This is a genomic window from Pseudomonas sp. MDT1-85 (assembly GCF_054898065.1).
In genome coordinates, this window is the sequence record NZ_CM142715.1 from 1,128,675 (window position 1) to 1,151,452 (window position 22,778).

Consider the following 22,778-nt stretch of genomic DNA (forward strand, 5'->3'; position numbering starts at 1 on the left):
CATGGGGGGAGCGCTGTCAGCCACTCCATGGAGCGGAGGCCAGAATTTTCGCCGCTTGGCTGGGGAAGGGGGGAGGGGAAGCTGTAGGATTTTGAAACGCTGCATGGCCGGACGTCCCCGAGATCCCCGCCAGTACCGGCACTGACGGGGAGGGGCACAGGCGTTACACCCGGAAGTGGCTCACCATCATCTGCAACTGATTCCCCAGCCGCGCCAGTTCAACACTGGAGGCAGCGGTTTCGTCGCTGGCGGCGGCGGTCTGTTCGGACACGTCGCGTACGTTGATGATGCTGCGGCTGATCTCTTCGGCCACGGCGCTTTGTTGCTCGGCGGCGGCCGCGATCTGCTGATTCATCGACTGGATGTTCGACACGGTGCGGGTGATGTTTTCCAGTGACACGCCGGCCTTGCGGGTCAGCGCCACACTGCTGTCGGTCAGGGCGCGGCTGTTGTTCATCACGGCCGACACTTGTTGGGTACCGTTCTGCAGACCCGCTACCAGGCCTTCGATTTCCTCGGTGGATTTCTGCGTGCGCTGGGCCAGGCCGCGAACTTCGTCCGCCACCACAGCAAAACCACGACCGGCTTCACCGGCACGGGCCGCTTCGATGGCGGCGTTGAGTGCCAGCAAGTTCGTCTGCTCGGCCACGGCTTTGATCACGTCCATGACGCTGCCGATCTTGTCGCTTTCCTGCTGCAGCACGTTCATGGCTTCGGTGGAGCGCGCTACTTCGCTGGCCAGGCGCTCGATCTGGGCGATGGCTTCGTTGACCACTTTATCGCCTTCGCGCGCTTCGCCATCAGCGGCGGCTGCGGCTTGGGACGCTTCTTCAGCGTTGCGCGCGACTTCCTGCACCGTGGCAGTCATCTCGTGCATGGCGGTGGCCACTTGATCGGTCTCGATCTTCTGGCTGTTGACCCCGGCGCTGGTCTGCTCGGTCACGGCCGACAGTTCTTCGGCGGCGCTGGCGATCTGGGTGACGCCATCGCGGATACCACTGATCAAATCGCGCAGGGTCACGCCCATGCGCGCGATGCCTTGCTGCAACACGCCGAGTTCGTCGCGGCGAGTCACTTTGACGTCCTGGGACAGATCGCCGCTGGCGATGCGCTCGACCACGGCCAGGGTATCGCGCAACGGGCCGGTGATCTGACGGGTGATGATCACGGCGGCAATGATGCCCACCAGCAATGCCAGCAAGGTGCTGATCAGTTGCAGCGTGCGGGCTTGGGCGCTTTCGACGTCACGACGTTCAAGTTGGATCTGATACAGGTGATCGCTCAGCGTCACGATGGTGGCGCCCTGTTCGGTCATTTCCTTGCGCGCCTGCACCGCATCGGTGTTGGCGGTTTTATACGCTTGCAAGGCGCTGCGGTAGTTACCCAGCGCGGTTTCCAGCTGACGCAGAGCATCTTGCTGGGTCTCGGCGAAGTGGACATTGAGCTGTTTCAGGCTGGCGATGGCCGTGTCCAGTTGCGCGACGGCTTTTTGCTCGGTCTCGACGTTGGTGCTGGCGGTGTAGCCACGCACTTCGTAGCGCGCCAGGATGAACGCTTCCTTGGCCGCAGTGATGGCCTGGAACTGTTCGAAGCGTTGATCGCTCAGGGGCATTTGCTGCACGCGGGTGCTGATCGATTCGATCAGCTTGCTGGCGGTTTCAGCATTGGCGCCCATGGCGTCGCGGGCGCTGTTACCGGTGCGGTAGGCGCTACGCATTTTGTTCAGGGAGATCTGGTAAGCGCTGATGGTCGCGCTCTGCTCTTTGAGGAGTTTGACGTTTTCCGGGCTCTTGAAACTCGACAGCAATGCTTGTTGCTGAGCGATGAAGCCGTCGAGGGTGGTCTGCACATTTTGTGCGGCAGTTTCATCGCCGTTGGTCAGCATGTATTGCAGGCGAACCACACGCAGTTTGGTCAGGCCGGCGTTGAGCTGAGTGATGTCGCTCATCCAGTTGCTGCGGTCAATCAACCCGCCCAGGCTCGTCCAGCCGGTCAGGGCGAGGACGCAAGTCAGTGCCAGAACCAGGCCGAATCCCAGGCCCAGTTTCAGGTTCACGCTGATATTACCGAACCAGCTATTCATCAATATTCCTCCAGGAACGTTGTGCTTCTTGATCGTCGGTTGGCTGGAAGATTGTTGTTTTAAGAGCCAGCAAGGGGGTTAGCAGGTTTATATCGGCAGCAATCGCGAGAGCTGAAAGGATTTTGTTGGATGGATTCTGTAACAAGATTTTTGGGCGGGTCTTAAGCTTTTTTTCACATGAGTTTCACCGGCTGCCGACGCGTGCGTCTTTATCCTCGCGGTAACGAATGACAGTGGTGCATGCCGGCGAGGCGGCTTGATGTGGAATTGAGACTGAGTCTGTTCGGGATAAAACGCTCGATCGATCTGAGCCCTTTGGCCCGTTATCGAAACGCCGCGGTGGTGCTGGCATCTGCCTTGTTGGTGATTCCGCTGACGGTTTGGCTGTTGCGGCCCGCTGCCGTGCCGGACCTGGCCCATGGCAATGTGGCGGGTGCCCGCGCGTTGGCGACTGGTTGGGCCAAGGGCGACATGATCGTGCTGGTGCGCCACGTCGAGCGCTGCGATCACTCCACCGCAGCCTGTCTGATTGGCAACGATGGCATTACGGATCGCTCGCGCAGCGTGGCGGTGAGTGTCGGTGCCCAGTTCGAACGTCTGGGCCTGGACAAGGCCGATATCTACAACAGTCCGATGATGCGTACGGCGCAAACCGCCGGTTACATGTTCAACAAGGTTGGCGTCGGTGAGGACTGGTTGATCCGCTGCAGGGGCAGCATGTTACGCGATGCCTTGGCGCACAAAGTGGCCGGGCGCAACCTGATTCTGGTGACCCATAGCGAATGCATGGCGCAACTCGAAAAAGACCTCAAGTTACCGACCGCGACCCTTGGTTACGGCGCTTCTCTGTTTATCTCCGCCAAAAAGTCTCAGCCACCGCGCATGCTTGGTTTCATCGAGGCGTCCGACTGGCGTTCGGTCACCACCGAATGAGCTTCACCATCATCCCTCTGGATCAGGACGTACGATGCTGACTTCTTCCCGTTCCCGCTTTTACTGGGCGAACTTCGGTATCCCGCTGGTTTGCGCGGTCGTGGTGTTCCTGCTGTTTGACCTGACCAAACTCGATATCGCCTTCAGCGATCTTTTTTATGATCCGGCCACGCGGGTATTTCCGTTGGAGCATGTCCATCTGTTCGAGAAGATCACCCATAAATGGGCGCGGATCATTCCGAACTGGACCGGTGAGATCGCGATGATCGGCGCTTTGCTGTCGTTTCTCTGGCCGCGGCTGAAAGCTGAAAAACATTCGAAGATCATCACGTTCCTGGAAAAAATCAAAGTCGCGCCGGTACTTCGGTTCGCCAGTAAACACCGTCGGGACTTCCTCTATGTGGTGTTCGCGTTTTCCATCAGCACTGGCGTTATCCACTACCTCAAAGGCCACACCAGTGTGTATTGCCCGGTCGAAACGACTCAGTACGCCGGGATAATCGAACACAAGGAGTGGTACCAGAATTTCGATCTGCTGAAGGTCGCTGGCGACGGTCGCTGCTGGCCGGGTGGACATGCGTCGGGCGGCTTCACCATGCTCGCGCTGTACTTCGTGGCGCGCCGCTATCGCTGGCGATATTCCAAAGCGCTGATGCACGGCTCGCTGCTGCTCGGTTTCGTCTACGGCACGACGCGGGTTCTACAGGGTTGGCACTACATGTCCCACACCTTCTGGGCCGGAATCTTTGTATGGATGGCATGTTTGCTGACGGCGTTGATGTTCTATGGGCGGGCGCGGCTGGAGCTGCCTGTACTGCAGAAGGTTGCGTCACCTGTTGTTGAGCCGTTTACAGGGTTACAAAGTAGTAAGCCTGACGCCCCACCTTCATGGTCTTGAGCGCCTTCTAGGGTGCGGCGGGTTCATGTGACCCGGCGCCGGTCATTTGAGATCATCGCTAAAAACGGCAGGCAAAAAAAAGCCCGCGGGAGGCGGGCAAACTGTAGTTTCTTGAATGAGCGAGGGGAATGTACAGGTTGGAGAGAGGTGGTGGGGTGAAGAAAAATTCATGTTGATGGAAGGCTTCTCCATTTTTCTTTTCTACGCCGAAACCTGTGCCTGTGACCGTCGCATGCATCGATCCATGACAAAACTTCCCTTCGATCAACGAGCGTGATCACTCAGTGAAAGACGGGCGGTTTGTCTACGGTCACCGACCCGTTCGGATCGAGATTATCCCGCGCTCGGTTGACCAAAAGTTCGGTCAACACCGCCAACTGATGAAGAGCCAGCGCCACATTGTGCTGCGAACCTTCGAGTCGATTGGCAAAGTCCAAAGTCATGACGTTGAGGGAGGCCAGGGTTTCGCTGGCATGAGCGAGCAGGGTGTTCGTATCGACGTCGGGACGGACGCTGAAGATGTTCCTGTTCGGGTTGCGCCGGCGGGCGCTGACAGCGCGTTCGGTGGCTTGGGGAAGTTGGGTAGGGTCGCAGGTTTCAGGCTCGGAAGTGGCCGGATTTTTAACTAATTTCAGGGTGATCTTTTTCATAAGGGCGTTCCATGAGGTTAGGGATCCTTACGCTGTTTCGGCTTGTCATAACCGTCCGCAGGGTTTGTAGCGAAGCGTGAAGACTATCTTCCGGAAACCTTGTTCGCCAGTTCATGGAAGTCGCCACAGGTTGCGGGAAATTTCCCAGGATGACGTGGCTCCAATCTGTCAGAGAAACTCTTTTCGTTACATTCAGCCTGCATAACCCGGAGCGACCATCACCCTTTGAGGCTTAATCATCACTGATGATGAATAAGGCTCCACACAAGAGAGCCTGTGGGCTGTCGCCGTGCCTTAACTCTGATTCATCCGGTAGGCTGTCGCGCTCCAGTACCGGTTGCCATTGCTTATATGGCGCGTCCAACCGGCAGCTTCCAATCGCTTGGCGATCATTCGATTCATGAATCCATGACCGAGCAGCAGAACTGGCCCTTCGTTGGCAAGAGATTGAAGTTGTTGAGCTGCCGCATTGGCCCGCACTCTAGCCTTGCGGGCAGACTCGACCGTCCCGGAGAAACCGCACAACCACAGGATTCGAAGAATAAATGCCCACGTAAAAGGTGAAAGCCGCGGCCGTGGCCATCGCCCATAGGGCAACTGCGCCTCGCAGAAGATCTCATCTACAAGGCTGGGTTGAAGGCCCAGCGCCCGAACGGATGTCAACGCCCGAGGTGCTGTACTCGACACGATCACTCTGGCGGTAGCGGCCACCTCCACACTAGCCTCAGGGGCGAGTTGGTTGATGATTTCGGAGAGGTCGTATTGTTCGATCCAGTGTTTCATATCGAGTGATGAAATCTTGTCGATCACAGCCAGATTCGGCTGGCCATGACGCATTAAGATGATTTCCCTTTCCATTGTAATCACATCCTTGTCTGCGGCCCCGTGAGTACAGAGGATGCACTCTTGCGGGTATTTAGAGGGGGATGATCATGCCAGAATAAATGCCCTGAAACATTGATCAGCATCCAGATTTAAAATCCAAAAAAAGGCACCTGCGATATGCTCGTCAGGTGCCTTTTTGTGTTGGGGTAGCGGCAACGATTTCCTATGTAGGGTTCGTTACGACGCCGAAACCTGCATCTGTAACCTTCGCCCAACCACATCCAGCAAATCGCAGCCATCGCGCAACGAAGTCACCAACACCCGCGCCAGCTCACTGTAAACGCCTTCGCTCACCGCGAAACTTTCCAGCAATTGAGTCGCGGTGCGGATGCGGTAGGCCGCAGTCTCATGCAACACGTCCAGCGGCGCTTCCGTGTCGATCAGCAGCGACGCGATGGTGCAGTCGATGCCGGTGACCGGCATGTATCGATCCATGACAAAACCTCCATTCGATCAACGAGCGTGATCACTCAGTGGCAGACGGGCGTGACCGCCGGCATGGGCGAATCGAGGTTATCCAGCGCTCGATTGATCAACATCTCGGCCAGCACGGCCAATTGCTGAATCGCCAATGCCACGTTGCGATGCGAGCCTTCGAGCTGGTCGGCCAGGTCGGTAGTCATGACATTCATGGAGGCCAGAGTTTCACTGGCGTGACCGAGCAGGGTGGGTGTATCGACGTCGGGGAGGATGGTGAAAATATGGCTCACGGGATCGGGCTGTTTCGGGTCGCGCAAGCGGGCGCTGACGGCGCGTTGGGTGGCTTTGGAGAGTTGGGTCAGGTCGAGGGTTTCGGGTTCTGAAGGGGTATCGGTTTCTGGAGGATTGGGGGTGATCTTCTTCATGGTGGAGCTCCTGTGTTATTTGGAGGAGCTGCCAACACCCTGCTGTCAAACAGTATTGGGTGGCAGCTGTACGCGGGTTGACAGACCGGAAACGCAGGAACCCGGTGCATCCGAAGATGCCCCACGCACAGCCGCCATGAAAAAGCTGCATGCGCGCAAGCATGCCGTTTTATCAGGAAGAGTGGAAGTTTCCGGTTTTCAGCCTGTCAAAGCCGATCGCTGATTTGCAGCGACACCTGAAGGCTATCCTTGATGAGCAGCGCCCGCTAGTTCATGGAAGTCGATGCGTTTTGCGGGAAATTTCCTAGGACGGTGAGTACGAGTCTGTCAGGCAACACCTAGGTTGATTGGCAGGCGTCGCATCACATGCAATAAGCCCGACCTTGCTGGTGTCCTGAACTTCGCCGGTACTGCGGTCGTTGTAGTACGCACAGCCAGAGATGATGGACTGGGTAAGCGCGACAATCAGTGCTTTCAGGCTCATTACGACATCCTCGCAGGTAGAAGGGCAACATGGATCCTATAGCGCTGAACCCAGAGCGGGGTGCCGCCCAGAATTTTTTCGGGAAGGAGATTCTGGATTCGTCGTGGTGTTCGACGGTGGTGACGCTGGGCCCCGGATACAGCAAAGCCCGCCTAGGCGGGCTTTGCTGGCTTCGATTGGGCCGGGGGATTTGAACCCCCATCCATGCTTGACGGAACGGGCCTTTCAGCGCTCAAGCTGCCATTTTGTTGTCATTTTGCGCTGTCCTCATCCCACAGGCGAGGAGTAAAGCCTTTTTTCATCAATATGAAGTTATTGAGGATCAGATACGCATCTGCTACTCCTGGTACTCGCCACCTGAACTGACCGCTATCAACTGTCGTTTGTGGGTCACCCAACGCCTTAGTCAGCATTTCTTCAAGAAATTTATCCCCTAATTCTTTTTGCCAGTCCAGAGTGAAACCGATTGAAGTTATAGTTTCTGTTTTTGAGTTATAACTGTACCGGATCTCGTTAAATACGGAGTTATTAACTTTAATTATTAGCCGTGGTTGTGATGCAATGTCATTGGAGACTGTGATGTCGTCTTTTTTATAGAGGGAATAAACCTTAGATATTCCCTCTCCTAAGCGCGCAATATCTAATGTGGCGGGGTAAGGATCGTTTTTTGTAAATAGGCTAGAATTCTCAATTTGAGCAAGTTTTTGTCTGGTTTTTTCTAGTTCTTCTTTGGTGATCTTCAACTGATTTACGGTGTCAGCTTGAGATTCAATTTTTTCAGTCAGCTTTTTTACGTTTTGTTCGGATTCAAAAACTTTTATTGGCGTAATATATTGATCGTGGAACACATGAACGGCTGTAGCTGTTGTGGTGATTGCCGCCACAAGGATGCCGCCGACCCATGCGAGGGTACTTTTATCAATTGTGTCTGCCATTGCTACAGTTTTCCTTGGCTGTTTTAAGCGTGCGGTTTTCGTCTGTTTCTTTATCAAAGGCGGCTTCAGCTTTTTCTCCCGCGTTTTTGTCCGCAGTTGGCATCCACCGTCCGTAAACGCGGGCTATCATCGTCCAGTCAGTATGCCCCATCTGCTTAGCAACCCACATCGGATGCTCACCGGCGGATAGCATCATCGACGCATAGGTATGCCTGGTCTGATAGGGGCGCCTGTACCGAACGCCCGCTTTCTTCATGGCCGGCACCCACATAGTTTTCCGGATCGGTCCGTCGCCGGCCCAGCGCTCGAGCGTTCTCGGATTCTGGAAGACCTCGGCGTCTGCTAGGAATGTGTGCGACTTCTGGGCTTTCAGCGCCTCCATCGCAGGACGGAGCAGTTTGACGCTACGTCGCCCTGCAGCAGTCTTCGTTATCTCCGCTGTTCCCTTGCTGGCTTGGGTCATAGCTCGGCTAACCATTACCTCTTCTCGCAGCCAGTCAACGTCGCCCCAATCAAGCGCGACCAGTTCGCTGGTGCGCAGGCCAGTCCACAAAGCGAACTGCATCATGTTGCGAGCCTGGCCGGTGAGCGCGCCGAGAACAGCCTGCTGCTCCTCTGGGCTGAATGGATCGACATCGTCTTCCTTCGGCGGCGCCTCTTTCCTCGAGTAGGTCCAACCTGACAGCGGATTCACCTCAATCAACTCTTCTTCGTGGAAAAAAGGGGCCAGACCACGATTAATTCAGTCCCGGCATAGTCATCCAATCGTGTCCTACTCCTGAACACTCTACGGCGGTTCCCATCACACCTCACTCACCTCCACCATGCGATTGAAGTGATGCTGCCAAAGCCTAATCCCCAACCTTCCCGTCCGATCCAGCGACGAACCCACCGTTAGATCGCTAATCAGCGTCGGCTGCATCCCGCATCAAACAGCGCAAACTCAGCCGCCAGGCAGCAGGTCTCCGTCTGACAGCTGCACACCACTTCAGGCTATTTTAAATAATCGATGGTTTCCGGGGAAGGCGCATAAACGTGCTTGATGAGGATACGGTCGGCCTGGATGAGGTTGTCGTCGTCCGGGGCAGGGTGCCGATCCATCGTTAAGCCATTGGGGCGAAACCTGGCTGCACGTCGATGATCAGGAGGGCTTGGCGCATGGCATCTCCGAGGGTGGTCGCGGCGACAGTTGCATCTTTGGCTGCGAGCGATTTGTGCCAGTCTGGTTGGCCCTCTTCGCAGGCAAGCCTCGCTCCTACAGGGGATGCGGGGTAGCCGACCATTTCCCAAACCCCAGATGCAACAAAGCCCGCACTTGGCGGGCTTTGTCGTTTTCGGATTGGTGGAGCCGGGGGGATTTGAACCCCCGTCCGCCAGTACTCCGCTGTCGGTACTACATGCGTAGCCGTGTCTATTAAGTTAACCCTCAGCGACCCGACGGGCAGGGTGCTTTGGGCGAGTTGTGTAAGTTTTAGCCGCTTCGTCCACAACGTACTGCACGGCGATTCTGTTCTATATGACAATCACTTTGGGTTTACAGACATCCCCTGATGATTGCTGGACCCGAAGGTACCAGGAGGGAAGGGCTAAGGCTGCTTACGCAGCGAGAGCGTATTCCCCGTAGGTTTCGTCATTGGCAACTATAGAAAGTTGCAACAGTGGATTTACGAGTTCTGTTACCAACTCGGCATGCACCTAAAGTTTCGCAACCGGCGTCGAATCCTAAACGGCCCCGAGCCTGTTGCTCTGTGAATCAAAGTGAGCAACAAGCACGCGCAGTGTACGCCAATACGGCTCAGAAGGCCAACCCGAAGGTCGTCCATCGCAGGTTATGGGTTGGCTTGGTTAGCGAGTGACAGTCCCTGTGTGGCCTCGGTGACGCATTTTTTGTCGTCCCCAGAGGCTTGTGAGGCTTCGGCGCTGGATAGCAGCCTTTTGATCTCCATTGCGGTGTTTGTGGAGGTCGCCGGCAGTGAAGTCACTTTGTTTTTGAGCTCTTGCAGCTTGCTTGTACACAGATTGTTGTCTGCAGCAAATATGGGAGAGGCCAACATAGCAGCAGAAATGAAAAGACCAGCGAGTGCGGTACGTTTCATGGATATCTCCTTGAACTGATGGTCTCGGTGCTGCCGTATGAGCGGGCGGCTCGGCCGAGGCCGGAAAATGAGCCACGATTGATGGGGCCTACTTAAAAGACTACGGCGCGGCGCAGTAATTCGGTTTTGGCAGAATGGCTATGAAAAACTGTTTGATAGAAGCAAAGGAGCACAATTGCTTCTTTTCACTGGTGGCCGCTTGCAAGGTCTCGCGCCTATGGACTTCGCGCCTCCCACGGATTTGCGCAGGGTGTCGAGTTTTTTCACCGCGACGCGGGCGGTGCACGCATGACCAAACTCCAGATGCAACAAAACCCGCATTTGGCGGGTTTTGGTTTGCTTCATATTGGGTGCCACCAGGGGCTACAAGCCCAACCCGAAGGTTGGCCTTGTGCTGGATTACTTCCCACCTTTGTTCGCGTTCTTGATTTGCTGGATAGTTTGTTCGGTCTCGGCGATGCAGTCATCAGTCCCTTCCTTGGTGCCTTTTGCCTGATCGGCTTTGGCTTTCGTGACGCTTTCCATTACCTGATCAGTCATCTCTGGAGGAGTCTGTGTCTTGGCATTTTCGATGGTTTTCAAGTTGACCGCACAGAGGTCTTCGGCGGCAAACGAGGTGGACGCCATCAGCGAGACAGTAACGAACAGACCTAACAGTACAGAACGTTTCATGAGTATCTCCTTGAACTGAGGGTCCAGGCATCGCTGGCCATCAGGACGGGCTGCCGAGTTTGGGTAAAGCCCGGTAACGTCCGGGCTTATTCTGTGGACTATGGCAGCGCATCAGGGTTCTATTTTTCTTGCATAACCCTCGCCTGCGTTACCCGATCCACCAAATAGACTAGCCCGTGGTAATCAATTCCACCGTGCTGCGTCAGACCGATCTCACAGGTGCGGCTGGTGGAAATCCCCTCACTGCATTGCTGTACCGCGTCCTTGAGCGTGCGTAACGAGTGGGCATTCAATTGCGGGGTGGTAAAGCCCTTGTCACCGGCAAAACCGCAGCAGTGAATGCCTTCCGGAATGACCACGTTTTTACTGCATTTGCGCGCAAGATCAATCAACGCCTGGCTCTCGCCTAAATGCTGAGTACTACACGTGACGTGTACCGCGATCGGTGCTTCCTGGGGGGTGAAATCGAGACGATCCATCAAGTGAGTGCGGATGAAACGCACCGGGTCATACAGGTCCAGCCGCACATCGCCCAAGTCCTGAACCAGCCGCAAGGTGCAGGGGCTGGTGTCGCAATAGATCGGGTCGAGCCCGCCGCGGCTGGCGTGCAGCAGTGCGCCGATCAGTTCCTGGCGCTTGTGTTCGGCCTGTTCGGCGTAGCCTTTGGAGGCGAATGGCTGGCCGCAGCAGAGGTTGTCCTGATTGTCCGGGAAGACCACCTGATAACCGGCCTTTTCCAACAGACCACGGGTTTTTTCGTACAGAGACATTTGTTCTTTATCACCCGCTGCCGGGCCCATGACCCGCGACACGCAGGCCGCCAGGTACACCACCCGAGGCCGCTCGTCCGACACCGTCGGGCTGAAGCGAATAGCCCTTTCCGGCTGCGGCATGGCGTTGGTCCATTGCGGAACCTGGCCCTTGGACAGCCGCGTCAGCGATGCCGAAAGCTTCGCCAGGCGTGGCGCTCCCAACTGCATCCGCGCACCGTTGGCCACATGCAGGGTGAAGCGCGCACCTTGCAACGCAGTGGCGAAATTTCTTTCAATCCAGTTGGCAGTTTTCGTATGCGTTGCCTTACGGCCTCGGAGCTTTTTCACCAGCTCGCCGGTATTGATTCCTACAGGGCAACGTTGTGCACACAGGCCTGTGGCGGCGCACGTATCGATGCCTTGGTATTCGTAGGCTTGTTCCAGTTCGGCGGTGTCTGTGCCGGCGCGTTTCTTCGCTTGAATGTCACGCCAGATCACGATGCGCTGGCGTGGGCTGAGCGTCAGGCCTTTCGACGGGCAGACCGGTTCACAGAAACCGCATTCGATGCACTTATCCACAAACTCATCGGCGGCCGGCAACGGCTTCAGGTGCTTGAGGTGGATCTGTGGATCCTCGCTGAGCACCACGTCCGGGTTGAGAATGCCGTTAGGGTCGAGCAGGCGTTTAAGCTGCCACATCAACTGGTAGGCATCGCTGCCCCACTCCAGTTCGACAAAGGGCGCCATGTTGCGACCGGTGCCGTGTTCGGCCTTCAGCGAGCCGCCGAATTCAACGGCCACCAATTGCGCGACATCGTCCATGAACGCCTGGTAGCGTGCGACTTCTTCGGCGCTGTTGAACCCTTGGGTGAAGACAAAGTGCAGATTGCCTTCCAGGGCGTGTCCGAAAAGGATCGCTTCGTCGTAGTGATGTTTGTCGAACAGCTCGATCAAACGGTTCACGCCAATGGCCAGTTGTTCCACCGGGAAGGTGACGTCTTCGATGATCACCGTGGTGCCGGTTTTGCGCACCGCGCCGACGGCGGGGAATGTGTCCTTGCGGATCGCCCAGAGCCGGGCGTTTTCCACCGGGTCTTCGGTGAAGTCGACTTGCTTCTCCACCGGGAAGCCCGTCAGCGATGTCATGATTTGCGTCAGTTGCTCCTGTAGCAAAGTGGACGATGCGGCGCGGGATTCGATCAGCAAGGCGCAGGCATTGTTCGACAGATGCTGTACGAAAGCAGGCATGCCGGGTTTGTCCTGCACCGAGCGCAGGCTGCGGCGATCCAGCAATTCCACGGCCGACACCGGTTGGCTTTTCAGCACGGTGACGGCGTTGCAGCAGGTTTCCACGTCCGCAAACACGATCAGCGCCGAGGCCTTGTTCGGGTGGTCGATCACTGTGTCGTAAGTCACCGCGCTGATGAAACCGAGGGTGCCTTCGGAGCCCACCAGCAAGTGGCTCAAGATATCCACAGGCTCGTCGAAATCCACCAGGGCATTGAGTGACAGGCCGGTGGTATTTTTCAGACGGTATTTGTGGCGAATTTTTGCTGCCAGTTCGGCATTGGCGCGGGTCTCGCGACCCAGGCTCGCCAGATGTTCGAGCAGCGACGCGTGGCTCTCACGAAACGCTGCAACACTCGCCGCATCTTCGGTATCAAGACGGCTGCCATCGGCCAACACCAGACGAATGCCCGCCAACGTGTGATAAGTGTTTTGCGCCGTGCCGCAGCACATGCCGCTGGCATTGTTGGCGACGATGCCGCCGATCTTGCAGGCATTGATCGAGGCCGGGTCCGGGCCGATCTTGCGTCCGAACGGTGCCAGCCACGCGTTGGCTTGCGCGCCGATAACGCCCGGTTGCAGACGAATTTGTGTGCCTTGACCGCGAATCTCGCGGCCGTTCCAGTTATCCCCCAGGACGATCAACACCGAGTCGCTGATGGCCTGGCCGGAAAGGCTGGTGCCGGCGGCGCGGAAGGTTACCGGGACTTTATCCCGTTGCGCCAATGTGAGCAGCGCCACCACTTCGTCTTCGGACTCGACGCGGATCACCAGTTTCGGAATCAGTCGGTAAAAACTGGCATCGGTACCGAAGGCCAGCGTCGAAAGCGGATCGTCGAAACGTCGCGCTTGAGGAATCAGTTGCTGCGCATCTCGCAGGAAAGCCGCCGGTAGACTCATTGGTCCTCCAGGATCAGAACCACCAGGTCTTTCGGGCCGTGGGCACCGTAAGCCAACACTTGTTCAATATCGGCAGTCTTCGACGGGCCGGACACCAGCAAGGCGTTGGTCGGCATGCCTTGGGCCCATTCGAATTCCTGCTGCACCTGATAGAAGTTGTCGCGGATTTCACTGCCCTTGAGCAGCGCGAAATGCACCGGCGGCACCAGACTCATCAGGCGCGGTTCTTCCCGCGTCGGCCAGAGAATCAGGCTACCTGTCGCGGCGATTGCGCCGAGGGTGGTGGTCAGGCTGGCCGGGGTGTCGTTGAACAACTCGGCTTTCCATTCCTCGACCGGACGGTCGTAGGCTTTGAGCGTGGGCAGGCCAGGATTTTTCGTCCAATGCTGAGTGATGCGTTGACCGTGAGGTGTCGTCGGCGCAATCAACAGACTCGGCAACTGGCGATCCTGCAGCAGTTGCGCCAGTAATTCGGGCCAGCCTTCGCCTGACGTCAGATGAATTTCGGTGTGCACCGCTTCCATCAGTTTGCGCAGTTGCGGGATGCGTTGCTCTGGCGTGTAGGTGTAGGGCTCGGTCACCAATTCGACATCGAAGTTGTCAGGCACCGGCGTGGTCCCCGTCAGACTGTTGCGCAATTTGGCGAGGATATTTTGCTTGGCGCTCATCAGCGGTCTCCCTGTTTGGCCAAATGCTCGCGGGCCATGTCATGCAGTGATCGGGAAGCGGGTTTCGGTGCGCTGTGGTTCTGGGTCCACGGGCCGACGTTGTTCGGCGTCAGCGCGCGCAGGCGGGTGGCGAGAAAGCCGAAAAAGCGATAGAGCGTTGGCGAGCTGTTGAGCTTCGCCCAGGCGTTCCAGATAAACCGTTCTTTGCGCGAGTACTTGCTGCCTTGGCCGCGCATGACTTGATGCGGGCTGTCCGGGGCTTTGACGTTCTCTTCCCGTAGGCGACGCAGCAATGCGGGGATCGGAATTTTTACCGGGCAGACTTCACCGCAGGCACCGCATAACGACGAGGCACTCGGGTGATCGGGGACTTTCGCCAGGCCGACCATGTGCGGGGTGATGATTTTTCCGATAGGCCCTGGGTAAACCTCCCCATAGGCATGGCCGCCGATTCGGGTATAGACCGGGCAATGATTCATACAGGCGCCGCAGCGAATGCAGTTCAGGGTCTGGCGCAATTCGCTGTCGGCAAACGCCTGGCTGCGACCGTTGTCGAGTAGTACCAGATGCACTTGCTGCGGGCCGTCGAGTTCATGTTCTTTGCGCGGCCCGGAGATCATGTTGACGTAGGTGGTGATCGGCTGGCCGAGAGCCGAGCGGGTCAGCAGCGACAACAGCGGTACGACGTCGCGCAGGTTTTCGACGACTTTCTCGATGCCCGTGACGGCTATGTGTACGGGTGGCACGGTGGTCGACATGCGCCCGTTGCCTTCATTTTCCACCAGCAACAGGGTGCCGGTTTCAGCCACGGCGAAGTTGACGCCCGAGATGCCGATGTCTGCTTCGAAGAATTTCTGTCGCAAGACTTTGCGACCGATCTGAATGAGTTGGTCAACGTCCTTGGTGTACTCCACGCCAAGTTTGTCGTGGAACAAGGACGCGACCTGACCGGCATTCTTGTGGATCGCCGGCATAATAATGTGTGAAGGCTTCTCGTGGTCGAGCTGGACGATGTACTCGCCCATGTCCGATTCCAGACATTCAATGCCCTGTTCAGCGAGGAAATGGTTCATCTCCATCTCTTCGCTGACCATCGATTTGCCCTTGATCACTTGCCGCCCCTCGTGAGCGCGGATGATCGACAAGACGATGCCATTGGCCTCGTCCACCGTTTCCGCCCAGTGCACTGTCACACCGTTGCGGGTCAGGTTCTGTTCAAGTTGCTCGAGTAAATCGGGCAACTTGGATAACGCACGGGCGCGGACAGCATTGCCCAGCACTCGCAAATGTTCTCGCTCAAAGGCATCGCTGAAGGACGCTGCCCGTTTGCTCATCAGTGAATCCATCGCGCTGCGAAAGTTGTTTCGCAGTTGCGTGTCAGCCAAAGCCTTGTGAGCCCTGGCGCGAAAATCTTCTTCTACGGCAACCGTAGGAATAATCGTGGAAGTGCTCATCGGGCACCTCCGGTACGCTGCCAAAGGAAGCTGGCCAGATGCTGACCGCGTAATGCTTCCTGTTGTTTCTCCAGCGAGCCATTGATGTTCATCAGGCAACCGCAGTCGGCACTGAGTACCTTGTGCGCGCCGGACTCCTTCAACGCCCGGGTCTTGTCAGCCACCATCGCGCCGGAAATATCTGGCATACGGACGCTGAAAGTCCCACCAAAGCCACAGCATTCACTTTCGTGGCTGTGGTCGACTCGCTCCACATTGCTTAGCTGCGCCAACAACTCACGGCCGTGCAGGTGGGTGTTCATTTCTCGACGTGCCGAGCACGACGTGTGCAACGCCACTTTTACCGGTTCGCCGCTGTCCTTGAGCTGCACCTTGCAGACAAACAGCAGGAATTCGGCCAACTCATAAGTCCGTGCCGCAAGGGCCTGGACCTGTTTCAGCGTTTGCGGCTCGTCCTTGAACAAGTCGGCATAGTGTTCGCGCACCATGCCCGCGCATGACCCCGACGGCACCACCACCGGATAATCCCCGGCAAACAGCGCCAGTTGCGAGCGCGCCACGGTCCGGGCCTGTTCGGTGTAACCAGAGGTGTAGGCCGGTTGCCCGCAGCAGCTTTGCCCTTGCGGGTATTCGACACGAATGCCTTCGCGTTCCAGCAAGTGGATCGCGTCCATCCCGGCTTCCGGGTAGAACAGATCCACCACGCAGGTCCCGAACAAATAGACCCGTGACGGTTTTTCGCTGGGGTATTGCCGAGGCTCGGGCAGTGGCGGGGCGACGCGGGTCGCATTCGGCACAGCGTTGTAAAAAAGCTCGCTCATCAGGCGTGTCTCCGGGTGGTCCCGGTTATCCGTCCGCTGAGGCTGCTGAATATAGTGAGGGAAGCTTTCAGCAGCCTTGCAGACCCGGTTGTTAATAGCTGACGCCGGGGGCGTAACCCGGCGTCGGTTGTTTCCATGTCGCGTGTAGTTCTTAGTGCACTAGCATGCCGGTGAGCCAGTAGGCCTGAGCCAAAGTGATCAGGCCGACGATCGTTGCAAAGAATAGGCTGTGCTTGAGGGTGAAGCGGAACAGATCTGATTCCTTGCCCACGAGACCGGTCGCGGCGCAGGCCACGGCGATCGATTGCGGCGAAATCATCTTGCCGGTCACACCGCCGCTGGTATTCGCCGCCACCAGCAACACATCGCTCACACCGATCTGGTGCGCAGTGGTCGCTTGCAGCGAACTGAACAGCGCGTTGGACGAGGTATCGGAACCGGTCAGGAAAACCCCCAGCCAACCGAGGAACGGCGAGAAGAACGGGAATGCCGCACCCGTACCTGCCAGTACCAGAGCCATGGTCGAGGACATGCCCGAGTAGTTGGTGACGAAGGCGAAGGCCAGCACCATGCCGATGGATAAGATCGGCCAGCGCAGTTCGTAAAAGGTCTCTTTTAAAGTGGTAAGACCAGTTCTCAGATTGATCTTCAGCACCAGCATCGAGATCAGCGCGGAGAAAAAAATCGCCGTGCCGGTCGCGGAAACCGGATCGAGTTTGAACACCGCCGGCATCGCCGTCGGGGCGGTCACGATCGGAGCGACCTTGATCACCATTTGATCCAGATGTGGAATCGCGAAGTTGAACACCCAGCCATACATCGAGCCACCGGCAGCGAACATGGCTTTGAACGGTTTCAGCGTCCAGATGGTGACCAATACGGTAAGAATCAGGAACGGTGACCAGGCTTTGAGAATTTCACCGAAGCTGTAAGGCGAAGCCACTGTGCTGCGCGGCTGACCGAAACCGCCGGCGCTGGCGCTCACCACGGAAGCCGAGACAGCACCGACGATGTGTTGGCCTGCGGCGCGTTTCGGTTGCCAGACTTTCAGGAACAGCGTCAGGGAAATCAGGCTGGCCAGGGCCGAGGTGATGTCCGGCAGTTCCGGGCCGATGAAGTTCGAGGTGAAGTACTGGGTGATGGCGAAACTCAAGCCGGCCACCAGTGCTGCGGGCCAGGTTTCCCGAACGCCGCGCAACCCGTCCATCATGAACACTAGCCAGAAAGGCACGAACAGCGACAGCAATGGCAGTTGGCGACCGGTCATGGCGCCGATCTTGAACGCGTCGATGCCGGTGACTTGCCCGGCGACGATGATCGGAATTCCCAATGCGCCAAAGGCTACTGGTGCGGTGTTGGCGATCAGGCACAGGCCGGCGGCGTACAGTGGGTTGAAACCCAGTCCTACCAGCAGCGCGGCGGTAATCGCTACGGGGGCGCCGAAGCCGGCGGCACCTTCCAGGAATGCACCGAAGCAGAAGCCGATCAGCAGCACTTGCAGGCGTTGGTCGTCAGTGATCGACAGCACCGAACTGCGGATGACTTCGAACTGGCCACTCTTGACCGTCAGTTTGTACAGGAACACCGCTGCCACGATGATCCACGCAATCGGCCACAAGCCGTAGGCGAAGCCATATCCGGCTGCCACGAAGGCCATATCGACCGGCATCTGGAACGCGAAGATTGCCACGGCAATCGACAGCGCGAGGGTGATGCTGCCGGCCACGTGGCCTTTGAGTCGGAACACGGCCAAGGCCAGGAAGAAAAATACGATGGGGATGACGGCCGCGAGTGCGGATACGCCGAGACTGCCGAGCGGGCTGTAGAACTGTTGCCAGGTTTGCATATGGGGTGGCCCCTAATTGTTGTTGGTCAGGCACTGGTCAGCGTTCTTGGGTAATTGGTAATACCAATTTACAATCGCTGTTGGCTAGGGTAAAAGCCTTGTATGCGCTGTGTCAATTTGCCGCCCTGAAACTTTTGTCGAATGAGCGGTGCAGAACGCATCTGATCTGTTCGATCAAACGTCGTCTGGTAGGTGCTGGCGCAGCGCCGATAGGCCAGAATAGAGAGCCCGGCGAGCCGCCGGGATCGTGGAGAATTGAGTGATGGGGTTTGATCAGATTCGGCAGCGCCGTTTGTCTGACGATATTGTCGAGCAACTCGAAGGGATGATTCTCGAGGGCACATTGAAGGCCGGCGAGCGTCTGCCGGCGGAGCGTGCGTTGGCCGAGCAGTTCGGCGTGTCACGTCCTTCGTTGCGCGAAGCGATTCAGAAACTGGCCGCCAAAGGATTGCTGGTCAGCCGTCAGGGCGGTGGTAACTATGTGGTGGAATCCCTGGGCTCGACGTTCAGCGATCCACTGCTGCATCTGCTGGAAAGCAACCCCGAGGCCCAGCGCGATTTACTGGAGTTTCGTCATACGCTGGAAGCATCCTGTGCTTACTACGCGGCATTGCGCGCCACGGACGTGGATCGCGAGCGGCTGACTGCGGCCTTCGATGAATTGCAGGACTGCTATTCGCGCCATGACGAAGTGAGTCGGGTGGAAGAAGGCGCAGCGGATGCAAAATTCCATTTGGCGATCGCTGAGGCCAGTCATAACGCAGTGTTGCTGCACACCATTCGTGGTTTGTTCGACCTGCTCAAGCGCAACGTTGTGACCAACATCGGTGGCATGTACAAACAGCGTTCCGAAACCCGCGACATGTTGATCGCGCAGCACAAAGAGTTGTATCTGGCGATTATTGAAGGCAGGGCAGAGCAGGCGCGAGAGGTTTCCAGTCGGCACATTTTGTATGTGCAGGAAGTACTGGAAGAGGTGCGTCAGGAAGTGCAGCGCGTGGCTCGGGCGGAGCGGCGCAAGGGAATATAATCAGGCGGGTGTTTGCGGTGAGACATTCGCGGGCAAGCCTCGCTCCTACAGGGGCGCGTGGTCCAGTGTAGGAGCGAGGCTTGCCCGCGAAAGCGATCTCAAGGTAAAGAGCTAGTCTTCCTTGCCCTTGTTTCGCACCGCACGCTGCAACTCGCGACCGGCATCGCGCTCGCGTTCGGTATCACGCTTGTCGTATTCCTTCTTGCCCTTGCCCAGAGCGATCTCGCACTTGACCATGTGCTTGCTCCAGTACCAGGACAGGCATACGCAGGCGTAACCTTTTTGCTGCACGGCAGCGGCCAGCTTTTCCAGCTCGCGCCGGTTGAGCAGCAATTTTCGGGTGCGGGTCGGATCAGCGATGACGTGGGTGCTGGCAGTCATCAGCGGCGTAATGTGGCTGCCGAGCAACCAGGCTTCGCCATCCTTGAGCAGTACGTAACTGTCGACCAGTTGTAGCTTGCTTGCCCGCAAACTTTTTACTTCCCAGCCGGCCAGGACCAGACCAGCCTCGAACTTATGCTCGATGAAGTAATCGTGTCGCGCCTTTTTGTTCTGCGCGATGGTCCCTGTTGGGTGTTTCTTCTGTTTAGCCATAGGGGCGGCATTATAGGGAGTTGCAAGCGAGTCGGCTACGGTATCGCTACGTGCTTGAGCAGGTTGATTGAATCCCGGACAATGCGGCCTCTTTTTTGAACGCTTGGGCGTGATAACGATGTCGACAGACAAGGTTTCTGTCCACGGCAGTTGGGCTAGCCGCTGGGTCTTCATACTCGCCGCGACCGGTTCGGCCGTGGGGCTGGGTAGTATCTGGAAATTCCCTTATATGGTCGGCGTCTACGGTGGCGGAGCCTTCGTGCTGATGTTCCTGGCCTGTATCGCGCTGATCGGTGTGCCCGTCATGCTGGCCGAAACCCTGATCGGCCGACGCGCGCGGCAGAGCCCGGCCAATGCCTTGAAGGTCCTGGCGCTGGAAGCGGGGCATTCGGCGAAGTGGTCCTGGGGCGCATTTGCCGGGATGATCACGGCGCTGCTGATTCTGTCTTTCTATAGTGTGGTCGGCGGCTGGTCGCTGGATTACATCATTGATATGGGCCGTGGTGACTTCCAGGGGGCGACGCCTGATCAGGTCGGCGCGTACTTTGGCAATGTGATCGCCGATCCGTGGCGCCTGACACTTTGGCACACGATTTTCATGCTCCTCTCCGCCGTGGTGATCGCCAAGGGCGTGGTCGCCGGGCTGGAGCGCAGCCTGCGGATCATGATGCCGCTGCTGTTCGTGATGGTGATTGTCCTGCTGGGCTACAGCATGACCACCGGCCACTTCATGGAAGGCGTGCATTTCATGTTCGACTTCCACCCGGAAAAAGTGCTCGAAGGCCTGCTGCCCGCCATGGGCCACGCGTTCTTCTCGCTGAGCGTGGGCGTCGGTTCGATCATGATCTACGGTGCCTACATGCCGAAAAACTCATCGATTTCCGGCACCGTCGTGGGCGTGGCACTGCTCGATACGTTCGTCTCCCTGGTGGCGGGTCTGGCATTGTTTCCGATTGTGTTCGCCGCGGGCCTGAACCCAAGCGAGGGTCCTGGCCTGATGTTCGTCAGTCTGCCATTTGCCTTTGGCAACGTAGCGTTCGGTCAGTTGATGGGCGTAGTGTTCTTCGTGCTGGTAGCGATTGCAGCCTGGAGTTCGGCGATTTCCCTGCTCGAGCCGATGGTGGCTTACCTGGTTGAGCGCACGAAAGTAAGCCGCGCTTGGGTCACCTTCTGGTTGGCCTTCATCTGCTGGTTCGTCGGTCTGGGCACCGTGTTTTCCTTCAATATCTGGAAGGAAGCCAGGTTTTTCGTGAACGAAGGCGGGATGTTCCACCTCTATCAATGGGGAGCCGCCGGTGGTCTGGACTTCTTCGGTGTGATCGATTTCTTCACCTCGCGGATCATGTTGCCACTCGGTGGTTTGTGTTTCGTGGTGTTTGCGGGCTGGGTGATGGGGCGTGAGGCGGTGCGCGACGAATTGTCGATCCGCCGTCCAGTGCTGTTCGCCCTGTCCCTGTTCTTGATGCGCTATGTGGCGCCCATCGGCATTCTTGTAGTGTTTGCCGCCCAGCTGTGGAAGTAACGCTGACATGACGACACACATTCAACGTTCGGCCCTGCTGCCGTATCCGGCACAAGCGCTTTATGACCTGGTCAACGACGTGGCCCGGTATCCGGAATTCCTGCCGTGGTGCTCGTCGGCGGAAGTTCTGGAAAGCACTCCTGAGCTTATGCGTGCCAGCGTCGGTGTGGCCAAGGGCGGCCTGAGTCAGCATTTCGTGACGCGTAACACCCTGGTGCCCGGGCGTTCGATCGAGATGAACCTAGAGGAAGGTCCGTTCAGTCAGTTGCACGGCGTCTGGGTGTTCAAGCCGTTGGGCGAGAAGGCCTGTAAGATCAGTCTGGACTTGTCGTTCGACTACTCGGGACCGCTGGTGAGAGCGACGTTGGGGCCTTTGTTCAATCAGGCGGCGAATACGCTGATGGACGCGTTTTGCCAGCGTGCGAAACAGAAGCATGGTTGAGGCAGTGATCAAGGTCGAAGTGGTGTATGCGGCTGTTGATCGTCAGGTGTTGCTGACCGTAACGGTGCCGATGGGTGCAACGGTGCGGGATGCATTGCTTGGCTCCGGCCTGAACAGCGAATTCCCTGAGTTGGATCTGGCCAGGTGTCCGGTGGGCATCTTTGGCAAAGTGATCGCCGAGCCGGCCAATCGTCCGGTTCAGGCAGGGGATCGCCTCGAGATTTACCGACAGTTGCTCGCCGATCCGAAAGAAGTTCGCCGGTTGCGCGCCGCCAAAGCGGCCGAGGCAAAAGCCCGGAATCAGTGATCCGGTGAAACGCCAGACGATAAAAAACCCGGACATGCCGGGTTTTTTATTGCGTCGCAAACTATTGCGGCGAGGTTTCCAGCGGTTCTGGCGTCGGGACTGGAATGGTTTCCACGTTGTCCACGTCCTTCTGGATCTGGTCCAGCAACGACCCTGGCTTGACCGGTTTTTCCGGCTTCGGCTTCTCGGCGTTTTCGGCAGGCGTGGTCACGGTAGTGTCACTGTCCTTGCCGAGAATCGCTTCGTCGCGGCTCACGCCCGGCATGAAATCGCCAGAGAGGCTGACAAGTTGATCATTTGGGTTGAAGATAACGCTAATGCGTTCCTGTTGGCGTTCACCGCCACCCGGTTGCAGGCTGTACAGATAATCCCAGCGATCGGCATGGAACGTGTCAGTCAGCAGAGGGTTACCCATGATAAACCGTACTTGCCGGCGGGTCATTCCCGGGCGTAACTGGTCTATCATGTCCTGCGTGACGACATTGCCCTGCTGGATGTCGATTTTGTAAACCCCGGGGAATGAACAACCGGCGAGTGCGAGCAGTCCCACAAAGGTGAAACTGGTTAGCAAGAGCTTGGTGTTTTGCATCGGTGGGCGACTTCCACTATCTTGGCTGGGACAACGTAAACGCCGATCATACCCGCATTAAGAGAAGCTGCGAAGCAGCATCGCG

The 22,778-nt window shown here is 57.4% G+C and carries 21 protein-coding genes, 1 other RNA gene and 3 pseudogenes; 6 read left to right on the forward strand and 19 right to left on the reverse strand.

Annotated elements, in window-relative coordinates:
* Positions 1-163 precede the first annotated feature (163 nt).
* Both ACYZT2_RS04965 and ACYZT2_RS04970 read right to left on the reverse strand, forming a co-directional pair.
* Complete coding sequence (locus ACYZT2_RS04965; protein WP_461972991.1) at positions 164-1,027, reverse strand: methyl-accepting chemotaxis protein; 864 nt, start codon at positions 1,025-1,027, stop codon at positions 164-166.
* A gap of 42 nt (positions 1,028-1,069) precedes the next feature.
* Positions 1,070-2,083: pseudogene (locus ACYZT2_RS04970) on the reverse strand (methyl-accepting chemotaxis protein); the annotation flags it as partial.
* 261 nt (positions 2,084-2,344) lie between these two features.
* Here ACYZT2_RS04970 and pmrG point away from each other — a divergent pair.
* Entirely contained in the window at positions 2,345-3,016 is a 672-nt protein-coding gene (gene pmrG, locus ACYZT2_RS04975; RefSeq protein WP_461970622.1) for a lipopolysaccharide core heptose(II)-phosphate phosphatase PmrG, read from the forward strand.
* Positions 3,017-3,050: 34 nt separating this feature from the next.
* On the forward strand, positions 3,051-3,914 hold the full coding sequence (locus ACYZT2_RS04980; RefSeq protein ID WP_461970624.1) for a phosphatase PAP2 family protein: 864 nt from the start codon (positions 3,051-3,053) through the stop codon (positions 3,912-3,914).
* Positions 3,915-4,195: 281 nt separating this feature from the next.
* Here ACYZT2_RS04980 and ACYZT2_RS04985 read toward each other — a convergent pair whose 3' ends face one another.
* The 15 genes and pseudogenes from ACYZT2_RS04985 to ACYZT2_RS05055 form a co-directional block, all read right to left on the reverse strand.
* Positions 4,196-4,564: a DUF6124 family protein gene (locus tag ACYZT2_RS04985; RefSeq protein WP_461970626.1), complete on the reverse strand. Its 369-nt coding sequence runs from the start codon at positions 4,562-4,564 to the stop codon at positions 4,196-4,198.
* Positions 4,565-4,858: 294 nt separating this feature from the next.
* Positions 4,859-5,422, reverse strand: a complete 564-nt coding sequence (locus ACYZT2_RS04990; protein ID WP_461970628.1) for a histidine phosphatase family protein — start codon at positions 5,420-5,422, stop codon at positions 4,859-4,861.
* A 204-nt stretch (positions 5,423-5,626) separates the two neighbouring features.
* Positions 5,627-5,884, reverse strand: a complete 258-nt coding sequence (locus tag ACYZT2_RS04995; protein WP_461970630.1) for a hypothetical protein — start codon at positions 5,882-5,884, stop codon at positions 5,627-5,629.
* A gap of 35 nt (positions 5,885-5,919) precedes the next feature.
* Positions 5,920-6,294: a DUF6124 family protein gene (locus ACYZT2_RS05000; protein ID WP_461970632.1), complete on the reverse strand. Its 375-nt coding sequence runs from the start codon at positions 6,292-6,294 to the stop codon at positions 5,920-5,922.
* A gap of 735 nt (positions 6,295-7,029) precedes the next feature.
* A complete protein-coding gene (locus tag ACYZT2_RS05005) occupies positions 7,030-7,713 on the reverse strand; it encodes a hypothetical protein (protein ID WP_461970634.1) in 684 nt (227 codons plus the stop codon).
* Positions 7,697-8,425: pseudogene (locus tag ACYZT2_RS05010) on the reverse strand (site-specific integrase); the annotation flags it as partial. The gene ACYZT2_RS05005 and the pseudogene ACYZT2_RS05010, both read right to left, overlap by 17 nt.
* Positions 8,426-8,515: 90 nt before the next feature.
* Positions 8,516-8,873, reverse strand: a pseudogene (locus ACYZT2_RS05015) (cysteine hydrolase family protein).
* Positions 8,874-9,053: 180 nt separating this feature from the next.
* Positions 9,054-9,447: a transfer-messenger RNA gene (gene ssrA / locus ACYZT2_RS05020) on the reverse strand.
* A gap of 95 nt (positions 9,448-9,542) precedes the next feature.
* Positions 9,543-9,809 carry a hypothetical protein gene (locus ACYZT2_RS05025; protein ID WP_461970636.1) on the reverse strand — a complete coding sequence of 89 codons (267 nt, stop codon included), beginning with the start codon at positions 9,807-9,809 and terminating at the stop codon, positions 9,543-9,545.
* Positions 9,810-10,208: 399 nt separating this feature from the next.
* Complete coding sequence (locus ACYZT2_RS05030; RefSeq protein WP_347802344.1) at positions 10,209-10,481, reverse strand: hypothetical protein; 273 nt, start codon at positions 10,479-10,481, stop codon at positions 10,209-10,211.
* A gap of 119 nt (positions 10,482-10,600) precedes the next feature.
* Positions 10,601-13,420: an FAD-binding and (Fe-S)-binding domain-containing protein gene (locus ACYZT2_RS05035; protein WP_461970638.1), complete on the reverse strand. Its 2,820-nt coding sequence runs from the start codon at positions 13,418-13,420 to the stop codon at positions 10,601-10,603.
* On the reverse strand, positions 13,417-14,088 hold the full coding sequence (locus ACYZT2_RS05040) for a LutC/YkgG family protein (RefSeq protein WP_461970640.1): 672 nt from the start codon (positions 14,086-14,088) through the stop codon (positions 13,417-13,419). The genes ACYZT2_RS05035 and ACYZT2_RS05040 overlap by 4 nt, the downstream gene beginning before the upstream one ends.
* Positions 14,088-15,542: a LutB/LldF family L-lactate oxidation iron-sulfur protein gene (locus ACYZT2_RS05045; protein WP_461970642.1), complete on the reverse strand. Its 1,455-nt coding sequence runs from the start codon at positions 15,540-15,542 to the stop codon at positions 14,088-14,090. The genes ACYZT2_RS05040 and ACYZT2_RS05045 overlap by 1 nt, the downstream gene beginning before the upstream one ends.
* The gene (locus ACYZT2_RS05050; RefSeq protein ID WP_461970644.1) at positions 15,539-16,363 is read right to left on the reverse strand and encodes a (Fe-S)-binding protein; all 825 of its coding nucleotides are present in this window, start codon (positions 16,361-16,363) and stop codon (positions 15,539-15,541) included. Before ACYZT2_RS05050 ends, ACYZT2_RS05045 begins: the two co-directional genes overlap by 4 nt.
* 151 nt (positions 16,364-16,514) lie before the next feature.
* The gene (locus ACYZT2_RS05055) at positions 16,515-18,209 is read right to left on the reverse strand and encodes a lactate permease LctP family transporter (RefSeq protein WP_461970646.1); all 1,695 of its coding nucleotides are present in this window, start codon (positions 18,207-18,209) and stop codon (positions 16,515-16,517) included.
* Positions 18,210-18,471: 262 nt separating this feature from the next.
* Between ACYZT2_RS05055 and ACYZT2_RS05060 the strand changes: the two genes are divergently transcribed.
* Positions 18,472-19,239, forward strand: coding sequence for an FCD domain-containing protein (locus ACYZT2_RS05060; RefSeq protein ID WP_461972993.1), 768 nt, complete (start codon positions 18,472-18,474; stop codon positions 19,237-19,239).
* A gap of 111 nt (positions 19,240-19,350) precedes the next feature.
* Here the strand turns inward: ACYZT2_RS05060 and smpB are convergent, their stop codons facing one another.
* On the reverse strand, positions 19,351-19,833 hold the full coding sequence (smpB, locus tag ACYZT2_RS05065; RefSeq protein WP_007900551.1) for an SsrA-binding protein SmpB: 483 nt from the start codon (positions 19,831-19,833) through the stop codon (positions 19,351-19,353).
* 118 nt (positions 19,834-19,951) lie between these two features.
* Here smpB and ACYZT2_RS05070 point away from each other — a divergent pair, with 118 nt between their 5' ends.
* From ACYZT2_RS05070 to ACYZT2_RS05080, 3 genes are read left to right on the forward strand one after another with little or no spacing between them, the layout of a single operon-like run.
* On the forward strand, positions 19,952-21,355 hold the full coding sequence (locus tag ACYZT2_RS05070) for a sodium-dependent transporter (RefSeq protein ID WP_461970648.1): 1,404 nt from the start codon (positions 19,952-19,954) through the stop codon (positions 21,353-21,355).
* Between the two features lie 7 nt (positions 21,356-21,362).
* The gene (locus ACYZT2_RS05075; RefSeq protein ID WP_454833915.1) at positions 21,363-21,797 is read left to right on the forward strand and encodes a type II toxin-antitoxin system RatA family toxin; all 435 of its coding nucleotides are present in this window, start codon (positions 21,363-21,365) and stop codon (positions 21,795-21,797) included.
* On the forward strand, positions 21,790-22,104 hold the full coding sequence (locus ACYZT2_RS05080) for an RnfH family protein (RefSeq protein WP_461970651.1): 315 nt from the start codon (positions 21,790-21,792) through the stop codon (positions 22,102-22,104). Before ACYZT2_RS05075 ends, ACYZT2_RS05080 begins: the two co-directional genes overlap by 8 nt.
* Before the next feature lie 61 nt (positions 22,105-22,165).
* Here ACYZT2_RS05080 and ACYZT2_RS05085 read toward each other — a convergent pair whose 3' ends face one another.
* The gene (locus ACYZT2_RS05085) at positions 22,166-22,693 is read right to left on the reverse strand and encodes an outer membrane protein assembly factor BamE (protein ID WP_310660936.1); all 528 of its coding nucleotides are present in this window, start codon (positions 22,691-22,693) and stop codon (positions 22,166-22,168) included.
* Positions 22,694-22,778: the final 85 nt, after the last annotated feature.

Coding starts and splice junctions, on each gene's coding strand:
- ACYZT2_RS04965 (WP_461972991.1), bottom strand. CDS start 1,027: ATGGGCGTGACCCTGCGCGATTTGATCAGTGGTATCCGCGATGGCGTC.
- ACYZT2_RS04980 (WP_461970624.1), top strand. CDS start 3,051: ATGCTGACTTCTTCCCGTTCCCGCTTTTACTGGGCGAACTTCGGTATC.
- ACYZT2_RS04985 (WP_461970626.1), bottom strand. CDS start 4,564: ATGAAAAAGATCACCCTGAAATTAGTTAAAAATCCGGCCACTTCCGAG.
- ACYZT2_RS04990 (WP_461970628.1), bottom strand. CDS start 5,422: ATGGAAAGGGAAATCATCTTAATGCGTCATGGCCAGCCGAATCTGGCT.
- ACYZT2_RS04995 (WP_461970630.1), bottom strand. CDS start 5,884: ATGGATCGATACATGCCGGTCACCGGCATCGACTGCACCATCGCGTCG.
- ACYZT2_RS05000 (WP_461970632.1), bottom strand. CDS start 6,294: ATGAAGAAGATCACCCCCAATCCTCCAGAAACCGATACCCCTTCAGAA.
- ACYZT2_RS05005 (WP_461970634.1), bottom strand. CDS start 7,713: ATGGCAGACACAATTGATAAAAGTACCCTCGCATGGGTCGGCGGCATC.
- ACYZT2_RS05025 (WP_461970636.1), bottom strand. CDS start 9,809: ATGAAACGTACCGCACTCGCTGGTCTTTTCATTTCTGCTGCTATGTTG.
- ACYZT2_RS05030 (WP_347802344.1), bottom strand. CDS start 10,481: ATGAAACGTTCTGTACTGTTAGGTCTGTTCGTTACTGTCTCGCTGATG.
- ACYZT2_RS05035 (WP_461970638.1), bottom strand. CDS start 13,420: ATGAGTCTACCGGCGGCTTTCCTGCGAGATGCGCAGCAACTGATTCCT.
- ACYZT2_RS05040 (WP_461970640.1), bottom strand. CDS start 14,088: ATGAGCGCCAAGCAAAATATCCTCGCCAAATTGCGCAACAGTCTGACG.
- ACYZT2_RS05045 (WP_461970642.1), bottom strand. CDS start 15,542: ATGAGCACTTCCACGATTATTCCTACGGTTGCCGTAGAAGAAGATTTT.
- ACYZT2_RS05050 (WP_461970644.1), bottom strand. CDS start 16,363: ATGAGCGAGCTTTTTTACAACGCTGTGCCGAATGCGACCCGCGTCGCC.
- ACYZT2_RS05055 (WP_461970646.1), bottom strand. CDS start 18,209: ATGCAAACCTGGCAACAGTTCTACAGCCCGCTCGGCAGTCTCGGCGTA.
- ACYZT2_RS05060 (WP_461972993.1), top strand. CDS start 18,472: ATGGGGTTTGATCAGATTCGGCAGCGCCGTTTGTCTGACGATATTGTC.
- smpB (WP_007900551.1), bottom strand. CDS start 19,833: ATGGCTAAACAGAAGAAACACCCAACAGGGACCATCGCGCAGAACAAA.
- ACYZT2_RS05070 (WP_461970648.1), top strand. CDS start 19,952: ATGTCGACAGACAAGGTTTCTGTCCACGGCAGTTGGGCTAGCCGCTGG.
- ACYZT2_RS05075 (WP_454833915.1), top strand. CDS start 21,363: ATGACGACACACATTCAACGTTCGGCCCTGCTGCCGTATCCGGCACAA.
- ACYZT2_RS05080 (WP_461970651.1), top strand. CDS start 21,790: ATGGTTGAGGCAGTGATCAAGGTCGAAGTGGTGTATGCGGCTGTTGAT.
- ACYZT2_RS05085 (WP_310660936.1), bottom strand. CDS start 22,693: ATGCAAAACACCAAGCTCTTGCTAACCAGTTTCACCTTTGTGGGACTG.